The organism is Butyricimonas synergistica DSM 23225, assembly GCF_000379665.1.
Classification (GTDB): domain Bacteria; phylum Bacteroidota; class Bacteroidia; order Bacteroidales; family Marinifilaceae; genus Butyricimonas; species Butyricimonas synergistica.
Genome location: NZ_KB903359.1, coordinates 1,369,377 through 1,385,764, shown reverse-complemented (window position 1 = coordinate 1,385,764; position 16,388 = coordinate 1,369,377). Strand labels below are relative to the sequence as shown.

The following is a 16,388-nucleotide window of genomic DNA, read 5'->3' as shown; positions in this document are numbered from 1 at the left end:
AAAATTTGTGATAAATAAAAATGATGTATATTTGCAATGTAATAAACGATCATTAATATCGAATGACTTCTGAATCAAGAACTGAAAAAAGTGTCAAAAATGCTAAGATAGCTTTAGTATTTTATTTCATTAATCTGATTCTTCAATTCTTTTCCCGGAAAATATTTCTGGATTATTTAGGGGCAGAGGTGTTGGGATTAAACACGGCGGCACAGAATCTGTTAGGATTCCTGAATCTGGCGGAATTGGGTGTCGGTTCGGCTATTGCTTATACTCTTTATCGACCTTTATTTGAAAAGGATATACAAGCTATAAATGAAATCGTGTCAGTGCAGGGATGGATGTACCGGAAAATTGCTTGTATCGTCATTGTTGGGGCTTGCGTGCTGATGTGCTTTTTTCCGATGATTTTCCAAAAAGCGGATGTCCCTTTGTGGTATGCTTATGGTTCATTTGCTGTTTTGTTAACTAGTTCTTTATTGGGTTATTTCTTTAATTACCGGCAAATAGTACTTACCGCAGATCAAAAAGAATATAAAATTACACAGAGCGTTCAAGGATTAAAAGTGATAAAGGTAATTGTTCAGATTTTGGCAATCCGTTATTTGAGTCATGGTTATGTCTATTGGTTAGGATTGGAATTACTGGCGGCAATTCTGACAACAATAGTATTGGATCGTTTGATAAAAAGTGCATACCCATGGTTACATTCATTGCCTTCTGTGGGGAAAAAGGTGAGAAAAAAATATCAGGTTATTATTATCAAAACAAAACAAGTGTTTTTCCATCAAATATCTTTTTTTGTGTTATCGCAGACAAGCCCTTTGGTCATTTATGCTTACACTTCTTTAACTTTAGTCGCTATATACGGAAATTATATGCTTATCATGACGGGGATAACCTCGTTGATTAATGCTTTGCTAAATGGAGTGAGAGCGGGTGTCGGAAATTTAGTGGCAGAAGGTGACAAGAAACGTATAAAGGCGGTTTTTTGGGAATTGACATCGTGTCGGGTATGGTTTGCTTCAATGGTTTGCTTCGGACTTTATCTGTTATCCCATTCTTTTATTCGTTTGTGGATTGGCGAGGAGTATATTCTGGAGCAATCGGCTTTTGTTGCCTTGGTTGTTATTACGTTTATCGGTTTGACAAGGGCTAATGATGCTTTTTTATCTGCTTATGGTTTATTTCAGGATATTTGGGCTCCGATGATAGAAGCTGCTTTGAATTTAGGGTGTTCGATATTGTTTGGATATTATTATGGATTAGCCGGAATTTTGTGGGGGGTAGTAGTTAGTTTAATCATAGTGATTGTGGGTTGGAAGCCTTATTTCCTTTATAAACGAGGGTTCGAGGATAATATAATGGAATATGTATTGTATCAGTTTAAGTGTTTTGGATTGATCGGGGTGGCTGTATTGGTTTCTTATGTGGTGCTTGCGTGTGTTTATAGGGGGTATCAGATTACTACATACGGTAGATGGATCGGATATGCATTGGGAGTTGTGATAATTTATGGTGTATTCAGTTTCTTGTTGTTTTATGTGTTTGATAGAGGAATGCGGGATTTTGTATCGAGAATAAAAAGAATGTTTGTTAATTGAATGATTACTGACTTTTTTTCTACAAAACAAGATGTGATTTACTTGTATAAAGCATATACTTTTATTATATTTACCCTTTGAAAGATCTGTTTTTCAATTGCGTTTAACTAATTGGGAAACAGATCTTTGATTTGTTCGTCATATGTTTTGAAAAATAGTAATAAAGGAAATTTAGTATGGAAAATGAAAATCAAAAGAAGGGGATAGATTTATTTGTTTTTTTACAAGGTATTTGGGGAAAGCGTTTTTTTATTATTAAAAGTATATGTGTCGGTTTGTTTTTGGGGATTTTAATTGCATTTAGTATTCCAAAACAATTTCAGGCAGACGTTAAATTTTTGATTAATGATGATTTAATTGCAAAAAGAGAGCAAGGAATGTCGGTAGCAACTTTAATGGGGTTAAATATAAAAGATATTTGTGCTGTTGAAATTCCTAAAGATATGTACCCGGAATTTGTTAAAAGTACAAATGTTCTTTCCAAATTAGCTACACGTCGTGTCCGTTTACAAGAGGGGCAAGAAATATCATTGTTTGATTATGTGATAAATTACCAGAAAGAACCTTGGTGGAATAAAATATTGAATTTACCCGCAACTGTAAAGAAATGGTTTGCAGATTCTGATAAAGTAGTTGTATCGGATGCTGAATGGAATGATCATAGTTTGTCTTTAACACAGCAACATTTTATTAATTATCTTAGAGGGAATATCCAGGTAGAGACGGATAAAAATAAAGCAATCGGTTACGTACGGGTGACGGCTCAAAATACCGTTGTCGCAGCCGAAATTGCGAATTTCGTTACTCAAAGTTTGGAAAAACGTATTACTGAAATTCGACATGAAAAATTAGAGCGGGAGTTGCTTCTTGCTCAAAAAATGTATGAAAATTCAGAACATGAATACCAGATGATGTTAGAAAGATATGAGACGAGAGTATTAAAAAATAAGGTCGAGGGTTACTCTCCTGTAAAGTTGGATATTGCTTTTAATTTGTATAATATGCTTGCACGTCAATACGAGATCATGAAAGTGAATGCCGATCTTCCAGGGAAGGCTTTGGAAATTCTTCAACCTGCCGTTGCTTCAGATATCGCAATATCACCACACAAGAAAAAGATCATTATTGGTCTTATGTTTCTGTTAGGATGTTTGTCAATATTATGGTGTCTTTTTAAACAAGCGTGGGAAATCGATTACAAGAAATGATATAATGGGTAGACGAATTTTGTATATCTGTACTAATGCAAGCGCCGGGATGAGGCATTTCTCTACTTGTATTTTGAACACTATGTTTTCTTGTCCGAATGTGAATTGTTTCGCAATTGTGATGTCTGCCCCAGATAATGATTACCAGGAAAATATTCTTGAAAAATATAGGTCAAGAGTTATTTTCATGCCTACACCACAAGGGAAATTCCAGAGGGCAAAAAATTTGATTTTTCCTCATTCTTTATATAACCAAATCAAGGAAGCGGCAATACGTTTTCATATTGATACAATACATTGTTTAACAGAAGATCCATACATTGCAGCAATCGTAAAGAAATTGATGAAGAGATTTGAAATGTTTTATACCGTGCATGATTTGGAGAAGCACGAAATTCATTATAAAAATAGATTGCATGAATATTGGTTTGAATGGAGCCATCGAATGAAAGTCAGAAAATTGATGCATCTTATAGATAATTTGGTCACTTCAAGTAAAGTACAATATGGGCAACTTCGCGATAGATATCCGGAGAAGAATATATATTATCATCCATTTCCTTCTTTATTGACAAAAAATATTGTCGAGGGCGATAGGTGTGTTCCGGAAATAATGGCTGAAAAAAATTATTTTTTATTTTTTGGACGAATTGAAAAATATAAAGGTATTGATTTGCTTTATAATGTTTTTAAAAATTCTCATGATTTGCAGCAAGAGAAGTTGATAATTGCAGGTAAAGGAGATGTTTATTTTGATTATGAGCCTTTGGCTAATGTTGTTCTAATAAATCGTTTTATACATGATAATGAAATAAAGGATCTGTTTGAGAAAGCTAAATGTGTTATTTTTCCATATATCTCGGCAACTCAATCCGGTGTATTTTCTTTTTGTTTTTATTTCAAGAAAAAGATTATTGCTTCGGATGTACCTTTTTTTCGAGAATTTCAGGGTGAAACAGGATTATCTTTTTTTGATGTTACAGATCCTTTGAGTTTAGAAAGAGAGATAAGAGATTTTTTGGAGAAAGAAAAAAATAGTCAAGTGGAAATAGGGAACCATTCCTATGAGCGATTATATGGGCAAGAAACGTTAAAGAAATCTCTTTTAAAACTGTATATATAGATAATGATTCCATATTTTGTTGTTTTTGGAATAATAGCTGTTTTTGCTATTTTAGATGTTTTTGACGGAGGGCAAGAGCTAAGAAAGTGTATTCTACTACTCTTTTTCTTGATACTATGTTTTTTTGCAACTATGAATATTGGGGATCAGGATCATGCAAATTATGAATTAGCCTTCCGAGAATCTATTGATGCTAACGTGTTGGATAAGCAGAGTTTGACAGGAAAGGAAATTTATTTTATGGAGCCAGGCTATCGATTATTGAATAAACTGATAAGTTTTTTTACACATCAATCTTTTTTTATATTCGCTATTGCTGCATTTATCACTTTGTTTTTGAATTTTAAAGTGTATAAAAAATATTCTCCTTATTTTCTTTTTTCTGTATTGTTGTATTATGGACATATTTATTTAGTGCGTGAAATGATACAGATTCGTTTCGGGATAGCGAGTGCTATCTGTTTATATAGCATTGGTTTTATTGTTCAGAAACGTTGGAGAATATTTGTATTATTAGTAGGAATTGCAGCTATGTTTCATACGATTGCATGGGTTTTTCTTTTGATGTATCCTTTTTATTGGCTTAAAATGAATAGAAATAATTATGCATGGATGTTGATTGTTTGTTTATGTTTTGCATGGCTTTTCCCTATTGGGCGTATGTTGGCGTATCTTCCGGATGTATCTATTTTTTACAAGGTAAAATTGTATGTCGATTCCCAACAATTTAACCAGACATTGGGAGTTATTTCCAATCCAGTGGTACTCAAGTCTATAATTGTGTCTGTCGTGGGAATTTACTTCTATTCTTTTTTATCTGAAGAATATACTTTTTTTCGGTTATTGTTTGCGATATATATCTTTGGAACTTGTTGGTTATTGATTTTTAATGACTTTTCTATTGTTGCAGGAAGGGTGGCTACATTATTTACTTCTTCTGAAGTAATTATTATTCCTATGTATATTTCTTTGTTGTATAAAAATCTGTTTCACAGAATCTTGTCTTGGGTTGTTATCGTGGGGTATTGTTTTATGACTATTTTTTTGAATTTGTATAATGGTAATGTATTGCCTTATCAATATTGGGGGTTTGGAATATGAAAGTAGCATTTATCGTATCGAGATTGGTTAATTTAGGTCCGGTTTTGGTCGTCCGGGATTTGGTTGTCGGTTTGAAACAGGAGAATATTGACTGTACTGTTTTTTACTTTGATGAAGAAAAAGAAATTTCAATGGATTGTGATACATATCGAATTTCTTTCTTTGAAAAAATAGATTTTGATGCTTATGATATAATACATTCTCACGGAATACGTCCTGACGCATATTTGTATTGGCATCGGTTTCAAATAAAGCATTGCAAATGTGTAACAACGTTGCATAATTATATGTATGTGGATTTGGCATATCAGTATAATAAAGTTGTTGCCGTAATTTTTTCGCGATTGTGGAGATTCCTTTTGAGGAAGCATGATCTTATTGTAACGTTGAGTCGAAATGCTATGGAGTATTATGAACGTTGGTTACCTTTGTCAAAATTGGCATACGTGTATAATGCGAAAAGTGTTGATCGATTGATGGATTTGTCTGAAAATGAAAAACAAATATTGTTAGATTTTAAAAAAGGTCGGAAGATAATAGGAGTTAATGCTTTATTGACAGAGCGAAAGGGAGTTGATCAATTGATTCGGGTCTTGCCTGAACTTGAGGATTATGTTTTAGTTGTGGTTGGTGATGGACAGAGTCGTAAAGAATTAGAACAACTTTCAATAGATAATAAAGTTCAAGATCGTTGTTTGTTTTTAGGGTATCAGTTAAATGCTTTTCGTTTTTTACAGTATTATGATGTTTATGGGATGGTTAGTAGAAGCGAGGGATTTCCTTTATCATTAATAGAAGCTTCTGCATATGGTGTGCCGACAGTATGTTCAAGAATCCCTATATTTGAAGAAATTTTTACTTCTGAAGAAGTTGCTTTTTTTACATTAAATGATATAGCTTCATTGAAGCAGGCAATAATATTGATAGAGCATAATGAGAAGAATATAGGAGATAATTTTCGTAAAGCTTATCTGGAACGTTATACAATAAAGCGAATGACGATAGGGTATCTAAGTTTATATCGTAAGATATGCACAGAACGTTAAAAGTATTTTTGTGAGTAAGTTTGTGTTGAATAAATGATTAATATCGACGAGTATGGATTTTTCAGTTTTAATGTCTGTATATATAAAAGAACAACCTGCATATTTGAATGAGGCATTGTATAGTATTTTCGAACAAACCATGCCTCCTGATGAAGTTATTGTTGTAAAGGATGGACCATTAACAGATGAGTTAGAACAGGTACTTAATTCTTATGAAAAGGAAAAGGAGAATCTGAAAATTGTTTCGTTACCTGATAATGTCGGATTGGGTAAAGCTTTGCATATAGGGATGGGGTATTGCAAGAATGAGATTATCGCTCGAATGGATTCTGATGATATTTGTAAATCTAATCGATTTGAAGTACAAATAAATTTTATGAAATCTCATCCGGAAATATCGGTTGTTGGGACATGGGTCGAGGAGTTTTCGGAGAGTAAAGACCAAATAGAATCAGTTCGTCAATTGCCATTAGAACATGAAAAATTACTTAAATTCATGAAATGGAGGAATCCATTCAATCATATGACCGTGATGTTTCGAAAGAGGGATGTCGAATGTGTGGGAGGATATCAACCATTTTATTTATTGGAAGATTATTATTTATGGAACAGAATGGCTAATGGAGGATTTCAGTTCGCTAATATAGGTGAATCGTTATTATGGGCAAGGGGAGGATACGAAATGTTGAAACGGAGAGGGGGCGGAAGGTATGTTGTTTCTGAATACCATTTATTGAATTTTATGAGAGAATCAGGGCGAATTAATCTATGTGAATTTGTTTTTAGTTTATCTGTTAAGAGTGTTGTGCGATTGATAGGTAAAAGGGGACGAGCACTTTTATACCGTATGTTTTTAAGAAAATAGAATGTCTTAAAGTAAAAAGAAGGTCTGCGAATTTGTTCGGTTTGCCTTTGTTGCGTACCGGAATATCTATCATAACATATATTGGAAAAAGGCATAAAGAGGTAAAATATTGTGTATTTTTTTTGTCAATTGGTTTGTGGTTATGATATTTGTTATTGTGTTAATTGTTTTCGGAAACGGGAAAAGGTGAGGAAATGCTGTTTATTTATTTGTTAAGGATTTGTTAAAAATAAAAAAACTCACGTTGTTGACGCAACCTTTATCCTATCTTCGCGTCTTGAAAGTAAAAAGCAACACACACAACACACTATTATTAATTATATGAATACAAATCAAACATTTAAGGTCTACACGACGTAAACAAGCTTTGGAAAATGAGGAGGCGTTTTTCGGGTAAAATGAATGACGCATGAAGGAGATTGTTTAGGGTCCACAAAATGGACAAAGTAAGATTTTATGCCGTTTAAATAGATCGAGGAATGAAAAGAATATTGATAATTGGAGGAAGTAGTTTTATTGCAGGGCAGTTTATCCGGAATTACCAGTCGGAAGATTCTATAACTTGTTATAGCCGACGTCCTACAGGATACGATAAGGAAATCGTGGTAAAGGCGTTTTGGGATATGCCTGTGGAATCGTTCGTGGGGTTTGATGCGGTAATTAATTTCGCCGCTATCGTACACCGTCCGGAAGAGAAAAACCAAGAACTCTATGATGAGGTAAATTATCGAATGGCTTGTGTGTTAGCTCAGAAGGCTCGCCAAGCAGGTGTTCGTCAATTTATTCAAATGAGTACGATAGCCGTGTTCGGTACCGCTAGTCGTATTTCGTCAACGACGCCGGAGATGCCGAAGACTTATTACGGTAGTTCCAAGTTGAAAGCTGATAAGGAGTTGTTGGCAATGAGCAGTCACGAGTTCAAGACGGTGATCATTCGTCCCCCGATGGCTTATGGTGGGGGTATGGCTCCCGGAAATATGATGCGGTTGATCCGTTTGGTGAATCGTCATATACCGCTCCCGTTCGGATCGGCTCGGAATAGCCGTGATTTTATTAACGTGAAGAATTTGATCGAGTTTATTCATTTGACCGTAGAGAAAGAAGCTGAAGGTGTTTTTTACCCGACGGATAAAGAACCTTATTCCACACGTAATGTTATTGAGGTGATCTCGAAACAATTGGGAGTACATACGATTAATCTGCCTTCGCCTTCACTGTTTTTGAAAATGGTTGAGAAGGTGCGTCCGGAGCTTTACCAGAAGTTGTGGGGGGACGTGGTGATTGATCGTCAATTGGCTTTAAATTCTATCGGTTATGAACCCCGGTATACACTGGAAGAGGGGATTCGTGAGATGGTTGAATCGTTCAAGCAGAGAAAATGATAGATTGGATTTTCGGGTTTGTTCTCCTTCTACTTTTTGTGATGGAGAACATTTATTTTAAGATAGCGGAGAAATATAAGATTATAGATGTTCCTAACGAGAGAAGTTCGCATCATGCAATTACCCTGCGAGGAGGCGGGGTGATTTTTTATTTGGGTGTGCTTGTCTACGGTTTGACATTCGGTTTTTTCGCCCCGTGGTTTTTGTGTGGCTTGACGTTAGTGGCGGTAGTGAGTTTCTTGGATGATATGCATCCGCTGTCGGCGAAGTTGCGTTTGCTGGTGCAGGCTTTGGCTTTGTTGCTTCTGATGGTGCAATTGGGGATGCATGAGGTTTCGTGGGGATACGTGATTCTTGCTTTATTTGTCTGTTTGGCGATCCTGAATATATATAATTTCATGGATGGTATCAACGGGATTACCGGGGGATACAGCCTGGTCGTCCTGCTTGCGTTGTGGGCGATAAATAAGTGGGTTGTACAGATTGCGCCAGCGGGATTTATTCCAGTGATTATATTATCTTTATTGGTATTTAATTTTTATAATTTCAGAATTCATGCCCGGTGTTTTTCAGGGGACGTGGGTGCTGTTTCGATTGCTTTTATACTTCTTTTTTTGTTGGGAACTTTTATCGTGCGCACAGGGGAGATTTCTGCTTTAATTCTGTTCGGCGTGTACGGGATTGATGGGGTGTTGACGATTATTCACCGCTTGATGTTGAAAGAGAATATAGGGCAACCGCATCGCAAGCACTTGTACCAGTTATTGGCTAACGAGGGAAAGGTGCCCCATCTTTCGGTTTCGCTTATTTACATGGCGGTACAGGCATTGGTAAGTGCCGGGTATCTGCTAGTGGCGGTTTATCTTCCGTCGTACACTCTTTTATATGCTATAGCGAGTGTCATTTTACTCGTGGCGATCTATCTTCCGTTGCGTCGTAAGTATTATGCACTATGGACAGGAAAGTAGGATTATAAAAATATATTTGTATCTTTGTGCCGGATCCGGCTAGTAGGTTTGCGATTTGCCCCGTGAGGAGGGCGGTTTGGTTGTGAACTGAAAGGATGGTTGCGTAAAAACATTCAAAAAAAGTAATATGAGATTTTTAATATTGATCGTACTAATACTTGGTGTGTCGGGAGCGACTTTTGCACAAATGACAGATGCCCAAGTGATAGAGGCTGTAAAGGAGGCGCAAGCCCAAGGAAAAAGTCAAGACGAGATTGTGGTCATGTTGGCTGAAAAAGGTGTGACCAAGGAACAGGTTTTGCGAATTAAAGAGAATTACGAGAAGGGTTCAACTGCCCAAACTGGTTTGTCGCAAGGAAGTAGGGAGCGGCTAGAAACCATTTCAGTTGGTAACCGGGATGTCGTACTGGTCACGGAAGGTGACAAGACAGGGGTATTCGGTAGGAATTTGTTTAGCAACAAAAACCTTACGTTCGAGCCGAATTTGAATATTCCGACACCGGATAATTACAAGCTAGGTCCCGGAGATGAGGTAATTATTGATATTTGGGGAAACTCGGAAACTACGATTCGCCAAGTAATTTCCCCGGAAGGGAATATTAATGTGTCGGGGATAGGACCGGTTTATTTGAACGGCAGACAAATCCGGGAAGCGTCATCTTATTTGAAAAATGTATTCGGTCGGATTTATTCGGATTTGATTTCCGATGAGCCGAAGACGTTTTTGAAGCTCTCTTTAGGGCAGATCCGGAGTATCAGCGTGAATATCATGGGTGAAGTGGTGATGCCGGGAACTTACACGTTGCCTTCTTTGGCGACTGTATTTCACGCTTTGTATTCTGCTGGTGGGGTGAGTAATGTAGGAACATTACGGGACGTGATATTATACCGGAATGGAAAAGCGTTAAAACATATTGACGTGTACGAGTATGTAATGAAAGGGGACGACAGCATTGATATTACTTTGCAAGACGGTGATTTAATCAATATCGGGACATTCCAAAAAATAGTGACTATCTCGGGAAATGTGAAACGTCCGATGCGTTATGAGTTGAAGAATGACGAGAGTTTGGAGCAGTTGTTGGAGTATGCGGGTGGTTTTTCAAGTAACGCGTATAAAAAGAATTTGAATATCAGTCGTAAGGGAGATACAGAATATAGGATGTTTACGGTTTTTAGTGACGAGTATCCCTCTTTTATCATGGAAAATGGAGATGCCGTGCGGGTGGATGCGATATTGGATAAATATGAAAATAAGGTTACAATTAGCGGTGCTGTATTCCGTCCTGGAGATTACGCGATTAACCCCATGATAAAAACTTTGGGAGATTTGCTCGCGATAGCCGAGGGACCGAGGGAGGATGCTTTCTTAAACCGAGCCATATTGTATCGGGAAAAGGAGGATTTGACACGGGAGGCTTTGGCGATAGATTTAGGTAAATTTGTAAGCGGAGGAGCAGAAGATATTCCTTTGCGGAAAAATGACGTGTTGTATGTCCCCTCGAAGACTGCATTGCGGGAAGGATACGTGATTGAGATTCGGGGAGAGGTGAAGAATCCGAAACAGTATGATTTTGTAGAAAACATGACATTAGAGGATGCTGTCATTCAAGCTGGTGGGTTGCTGGAATCGGCTTCCGAGGTGAGGGTGGATGTGTCCAGGAGAATAAAATCACCAAAGAGTACAACCGAGGCGCCCGAGGAAGCCGAGTTGTTTACTTTCGCGTTGAAAGACGGGTTAGTCGTGGATGGAATCAAGAACTTCGTGCTGGAGCCTTTTGACGAGATTTACGTGCGTCGGTCTCCGGGATATCGGGAACAGCAGAATGTGCGGGTAGAGGGGGAAATCCTTTACCCGGGGACTTATGCCAAAATGTCTATAAATGACCGGCTTTCAGATTTAGTGAAGCGTGCCGGGGGGATAACATCCAAAGCTTATATGAAAGGAGCCCGTTTGGAACGGCAGATGAATCAAGATGAATTAATGAGAGTGGCGTCAGCCGAGAAATTGACAAAATTTACGGAGGGTGATTCCATATCAATGGAAAGTTTGGATTTAGCACGAACTTATTTTGTTGGTATTGATTTAGAGAAAGCTCTTGCTAATCCAGGCGGGGAAGATGACTTGGTTCTTCGAGAAGGAGACGTGTTGCATGTGTCTAATTTTGTTAATACCGTGAAAATCAGTGGGGCTGTGATGTACCCTAATGCGGTTACTTACAAGAATAAAATGAAGTTGAGGGATTATGTAGATAATGCCGGGGGGTATAGCATGAATGCAAAGAAGCGCAGGGTTTACGTGATTTATCCCAATGGAACATTGGCTGTGCGTCGGGGAGGACGAAATCCAAAGATTGAACCGGGATGTGAGATTATTGTGCCCATGAAGTTGGAGAGAAAGAACCGGTTGGGATTGCCGGAAATATTGAGTCTGACTTCTTCTACGACATCCATTGCCGCAATGGTTACATCAATTCTTAATAGCACGAAGTAGTTATGGGACAGGAAATGAAAGAACAGATGAATCAGATGCCGCAAGAGGAGGAAATTGATTTGGTTGAAGTGATCCGGAAATTATGGAAAAACCGGAAATTGATTATTCGGGTCACGGTTGTTTTTATGGTGATCGGCGTGTTGGTTGCTCTCTTCAGTCCGAAGGAATATTCAGCCGGATGTACGATGGTGCCTCAAACAGGTGATAAGAAAGCTAGCGGGGGATTGAGCGGATTGGCTTCCATGGTAGGTATTAATTTAGGATCTATGGGAGGTGGAGAGGTTTTAGCCCCGGCAATTTATCCCAAGATATTGTCCAGTATCCCGTTCAAGAAAGAATTGATGGCAACGTCGTTGAAGTTTGAGGAATACGAGCAACCGATCACATTGTTTGATTATTACACGAAAGACGAGTATAAAAAATTCAGCCTTTTCGGTACGATAGCCAAATACACGATTGGTTTGCCGGGAGTGATTATCGGAGCGATTCGGGGGAAAGACACGACTACCGTGGTGCTGGACCAAGAGTCAGCAATACAGTTGCTTTCTCAGGATGAAAAAGAGGTTTCCGAGAAGTTGAACCAGATTATCTCGTTGAACGTGAACGATAAGGACGGGTACGTGCAATTGACGGCTTCTTTACCGGAACCGTTAGCTGTAGCTCAGTTGGCACAACAAGCACAGAAGTTATTGCAACAGTATATTACGCGTTTTAAAATCGAGAAAGTTCAGTCAAATCTGGATTTCGTGCAAAAACAATATGATAAAGCGAAGGAGCGTTATGAGATAAAACAGGAGGAGTTGGCTAAGTTCCGGGATTCCAATAAGGGGTTTGTTTCTGCAGTGGCTAAAACTCGGGAGGAGATGTTAACGAACGAGTATAATCTAGCCTATAATGTTTACTCTGAATTAGCCAAACAATTGGAACAAGCTGAAATTGCCGTGAACGAGACGACCCCGATATTGACGGTTGTCGAGCCCGTGGTGGTACCCGTGGAGCGTTCCAAGCCCAAGAGAGGGTTGATATGTGTACTCTTTACGTTTTTAGGTGGTTTCGCTGGGATTGGTATCGTATTGGGATTGCCATTTTTGGCTAACACGTTTGGAAATGATAAATTGAAGAAGTGGATTAAAGAATAGACAAGTCCTAATAAAGATAGAATAGGGTGAGTAAGAGTTCTAAAGTGCTTTTACTCACCTTTTATTTTGTTTACTAATAGTTCGTTTCGGGTGGTGGCATTTATTTTTTGATTTTTTTCTTGCAAGAGTTTAATCCTTTTCCGGTCCGGTGGTGTAATTAAGACGTGTATTAAAAGTAAAATGTAAAATTAAAATTTAGAAACATGAAGAATTTAATCTACATCGGTCTGGCGCTGTTGTGTCTGGCGTGTGCTACTGACCCCCAGAAGGAAATGGAAAAGAAACTCCTTGGTGAATGGTGCAATCCTTACACGTATCAGTCCACGGGTGAATTGAAGGGTTTTCGCTTTAAGAAGGGGGGCGTTTGCGAGAGTATAAACATTCCGACTTTGGATTTGAAAACTTGGGAGATTCAAGAGGGGTATTTGATCATTAAAGGCGAGAGTATCGAGGAAGATGGAACGAGAGAAGAATATCTGACTAAAGAGAAGATCGATCAATTGAATGCGGACAGTTTGTCTTTGCTAGTGACTGCCGGTCCTCCCCGTATTGCATTCTTGTACTTGAATACTAAAGTAATTAAAGACCGAGTAACCCCTGAAAAGTAAGAATTATGTGCCGTTTATCATATATCGTTATTCTAAGTTTTATTCATGTGTTTTTAGTTTCTTTTTCCTGTTATTCCCAGAGGAAGGAGTTAGATGAGGAAGCTTATCAGAAGTGGCGGCGGGTGGATAGTTATAAATTGTCTCCCGACGGAAAGTGGGTTTTGTACAGGTATATGTATTTCGATAATGATGCGGCAAACGAGGTTACTCGGAATATTTATTATTTCTATGAAGTGAAAACCGGGAGAACGAGTACTTTGGAGTGTTCGGATACTCCCGAGTTTTTTGCTGGCGGGGAGTGGATTGCTTACGATAAGTCGACGGGTGACGATGTGATTCGTGTGGCTCGTTGTTTGCGGAATAGTAAAGAGATTCCATTACGGGAAGGTATGGAACTTAATCCGGAAATTCCTCTTGTTGCTTACCAAACGAACGATACGTTGGTCGTGAAAGGTCTTGAAGCGAAGGATAGTTTGATGCTGACGGGTGTGGGGACTTATTATTTGTATGATAAGGATTGGAAAATTGTTTATTTAAAACGAGAAGCCGATAGTCATGTGATTTATTTCGGCTCTCGGAATAAGGCGGGTAAGTACGAGTGTATTTATCGGGATAACACGAAACGGTTGGATCATTTTTACTTTAACGAGTGGGGACTAGATGGGGGATTTTCTTTTGATGGGAAAGAAGGAGAGAAGGGATATTACACGTTTTCGTTGAAGACGAAGCTTGTTGAAGAATTGCTCAATAACGATAAGATCGGAGAGATGAATATCGATACGCGGTCAGTGCGTCAATTGGGAACTTCGAAACGTGTTATGTTCGAGAAGCGAAAGAAAGCGCAAGCTGCAAAGCCCAAGGGCAAGAAAGATGAGAGTTTTACTCTTGAACTTTGGAGTTGGAATGATCCCGTAATTCCTTCGCAACAAGCGATCAGTGGGTACCGTCCCCAAAAGTTGACTCCCGAGAAATTTATGTCAGACGCAACGAATGGCAAATGTTTCCAACTTTGTGAAGCGGGACACCCGGAGTTATATATGGCAGAAACGGATCAACCTACTTATGCTTACGAGAAGGATGAAACGCCTTATTTGGATAAGCGGGACTGGTTGCATGACGCTCGTTTTGATCTTTATCTTGTAAATTTGGCCACCGCGGAACATCGTTTGGTGGCGGAGGCTTTGACTCGGCGGGTGTATTGGAGTCCGAACGGGGATTATTTACTTTACTATGATAATAACAAACGTTCGTGGGTGATATTGGAACCGGGAACTTTTACCCGTAAGGTACTTGCGGATGAGATTCCATATCCTTTGTATGATGAATTATACGATCGTCCGAATCCAGCACCTTCTTACGGTATTGCGGGATGGAGTACGGATGGTAAACAATTGATCGTTTATGATCGTTTTGATATTTGGGTGGTGGATTTGTCGGGTGCCACGGATACGTATTGCTGGACAAAGGAAGAAGGGCGTAAGCGTAATACGATATTTCGGCTGTTCAATATCGATTGGGATATTGTACGTGTTGATGTGAAGGGGGAGTGTCGTGTTATGTCGACGGACTGGACAACAAAAAATACAGGTGTTTGGACGTTATCTCCGTCCGGAAAATTGACCCCGCAGATTGAGGGGGCTTTTATGCTGACGATCTCTCAACAATCCACGGATGGGAAAACATTATTATGCACGAGGCAGAATTACCAAGAGGATCGAGATTTATGGATTGCTGATGCCTCGTTCCGGAAGATGCGGAAGATCACAAACGTGAATCCGCAACGTGCAGATTACAAGTGGGGGACCATGCAGCAGGTAGAATGGACGAATTATGCCGGGAAAACCAATCAAGGGTTGCTTTATTTGCCGGATGATTACGATAAAAATAAGAGTTACCCGACTATCGTAACTTTTTATGAAACCCATACACCCGAGATGCACATTCATCCCGTGCCCGGCTTGAGTCACGCGATGATTGATATCCCAACATATGTCAGCAAGGGGTATATCGTGTTTCAGCCGGATGTTTATTTTGAAATCGGTAACCCGGGTAAGAGTTCTTATGATGCCGTGGTGAGCGGGACGAAAGCTCTGATTGATAGAGGAATTATCGATCCGAAACGAGTTGGGTTGCAGGGGCATAGTTGGTCGGGATTCCAGGCTGCGTACCTAGTGACGAGAACAAATATGTTTACTTGCGTGAATATCGGGGCTGCTTTGATTAATTTGACGTCTGTTTATACAGGAATTCGAGAGGAGAGCGGAATCCCCTGTATGTTGATGTATGAGGATTGGCAGTGTCGCATGGGGACGACTCTTTGGGAGAATTTGGATGGATATATTGAAAATTCTCCATTGTTGTTTGCCGACCGGATACATACCCCAGCATTAATTTTTCATTGCGATAAGGACGGAGCGGTGTCTTATTATGATGGCAGGAATCTTTTTCTTGCCTTGCGGCGTTTGCAACGTCCGGCATGGATGTTGAATTATGTCGGGGAAGGGCATTTTTTGGGTGCTCGTCCGGCACAGAAGGATTGGACGATACGGTTGGAACAATTCTTTAACCATTATCTCAAGGAAGAACCAATGCCCCGGTGGATGAAAGAAGGAATTAATATTCACGAACGGGGGTACGATCAAAAATATGATTTTTAATGAATACATTTATGACAATATCGTTGGTGTCCATGCCATAAGGCATGGATTTTTTTGTGATTATGATCCGGGATTCTTGTGATTGGAGAGGTCTTTGGGTAAAAAGAGATTATTTTATTTCAAATTCTTTGGTTTAGTTTGAAGAAACTTATTAAAGTTATAACTTTGAAAGTCCTAATTTAATATGAGGCGG

12 protein-coding genes are annotated in these 16,388 nt (G+C 38.9%); all 12 read left to right on the top strand.

Translation table 11 applies throughout. The annotated features are described in order from the left end of the window. The first annotated feature begins 62 nt into the window (after positions 1-62). The 12 genes from A3CY_RS0106085 (at position 63) to A3CY_RS20355 (ending at position 16,195) form a co-directional block, all read left to right on the top strand. Positions 63-1,604: a lipopolysaccharide biosynthesis protein gene (locus A3CY_RS0106085; protein WP_018337020.1), complete on the top strand. Its 1,542-nt coding sequence runs from the start codon at positions 63-65 to the stop codon at positions 1,602-1,604. A 176-nt stretch (positions 1,605-1,780) separates the two neighbouring features. Then, complete coding sequence (locus tag A3CY_RS0106080; RefSeq protein WP_018337019.1) at positions 1,781-2,812, top strand: GumC domain-containing protein; 1,032 nt, start codon at positions 1,781-1,783, stop codon at positions 2,810-2,812. A 121-nt stretch (positions 2,813-2,933) separates the two neighbouring features. Next, on the top strand, positions 2,934-3,935 hold the full coding sequence (locus tag A3CY_RS0106075; RefSeq protein WP_018337018.1) for a glycosyltransferase family 4 protein: 1,002 nt from the start codon (positions 2,934-2,936) through the stop codon (positions 3,933-3,935). A gap of 3 nt (positions 3,936-3,938) precedes the next feature. Then, the gene (locus A3CY_RS0106070) at positions 3,939-5,036 is read left to right on the top strand and encodes an EpsG family protein (protein WP_071595960.1); all 1,098 of its coding nucleotides are present in this window, start codon (positions 3,939-3,941) and stop codon (positions 5,034-5,036) included. Continuing rightward, positions 5,033-6,082: a glycosyltransferase family 4 protein gene (locus tag A3CY_RS0106065; RefSeq protein WP_018337016.1), complete on the top strand. Its 1,050-nt coding sequence runs from the start codon at positions 5,033-5,035 to the stop codon at positions 6,080-6,082. The genes A3CY_RS0106070 and A3CY_RS0106065 overlap by 4 nt, the downstream gene beginning before the upstream one ends. Before the next feature lie 52 nt (positions 6,083-6,134). Beyond that, entirely contained in the window at positions 6,135-6,947 is an 813-nt protein-coding gene (locus A3CY_RS0106060; RefSeq protein WP_018337015.1) for a glycosyltransferase, read from the top strand. Between the two features lie 479 nt (positions 6,948-7,426). Beyond that, a complete protein-coding gene (locus A3CY_RS0106055) occupies positions 7,427-8,329 on the top strand; it encodes an NAD-dependent epimerase/dehydratase family protein (RefSeq protein WP_026207364.1) in 903 nt (300 codons plus the stop codon). Next, a complete protein-coding gene (locus A3CY_RS0106050) occupies positions 8,326-9,297 on the top strand; it encodes an MraY family glycosyltransferase (RefSeq protein ID WP_018337013.1) in 972 nt (323 codons plus the stop codon). Before A3CY_RS0106055 ends, A3CY_RS0106050 begins: the two co-directional genes overlap by 4 nt. Positions 9,298-9,424: 127 nt before the next feature. After that, positions 9,425-11,791, top strand: a complete 2,367-nt coding sequence (locus A3CY_RS0106045; RefSeq protein WP_018337012.1) for an SLBB domain-containing protein — start codon at positions 9,425-9,427, stop codon at positions 11,789-11,791. A gap of 2 nt (positions 11,792-11,793) precedes the next feature. Then, positions 11,794-12,930, top strand: a complete 1,137-nt coding sequence (locus A3CY_RS0106040; RefSeq protein ID WP_018337011.1) for a Wzz/FepE/Etk N-terminal domain-containing protein — start codon at positions 11,794-11,796, stop codon at positions 12,928-12,930. Positions 12,931-13,133: 203 nt separating this feature from the next. Continuing rightward, positions 13,134-13,538 carry a lipocalin family protein gene (locus A3CY_RS0106035; protein ID WP_018337010.1) on the top strand — a complete coding sequence of 135 codons (405 nt, stop codon included), beginning with the start codon at positions 13,134-13,136 and terminating at the stop codon, positions 13,536-13,538. A gap of 5 nt (positions 13,539-13,543) precedes the next feature. Next, positions 13,544-16,195, top strand: a complete 2,652-nt coding sequence (locus A3CY_RS20355; RefSeq protein WP_018337009.1) for an alpha/beta hydrolase family protein — start codon at positions 13,544-13,546, stop codon at positions 16,193-16,195. The last annotated feature ends 193 nt before the right edge of the window (positions 16,196-16,388 follow it).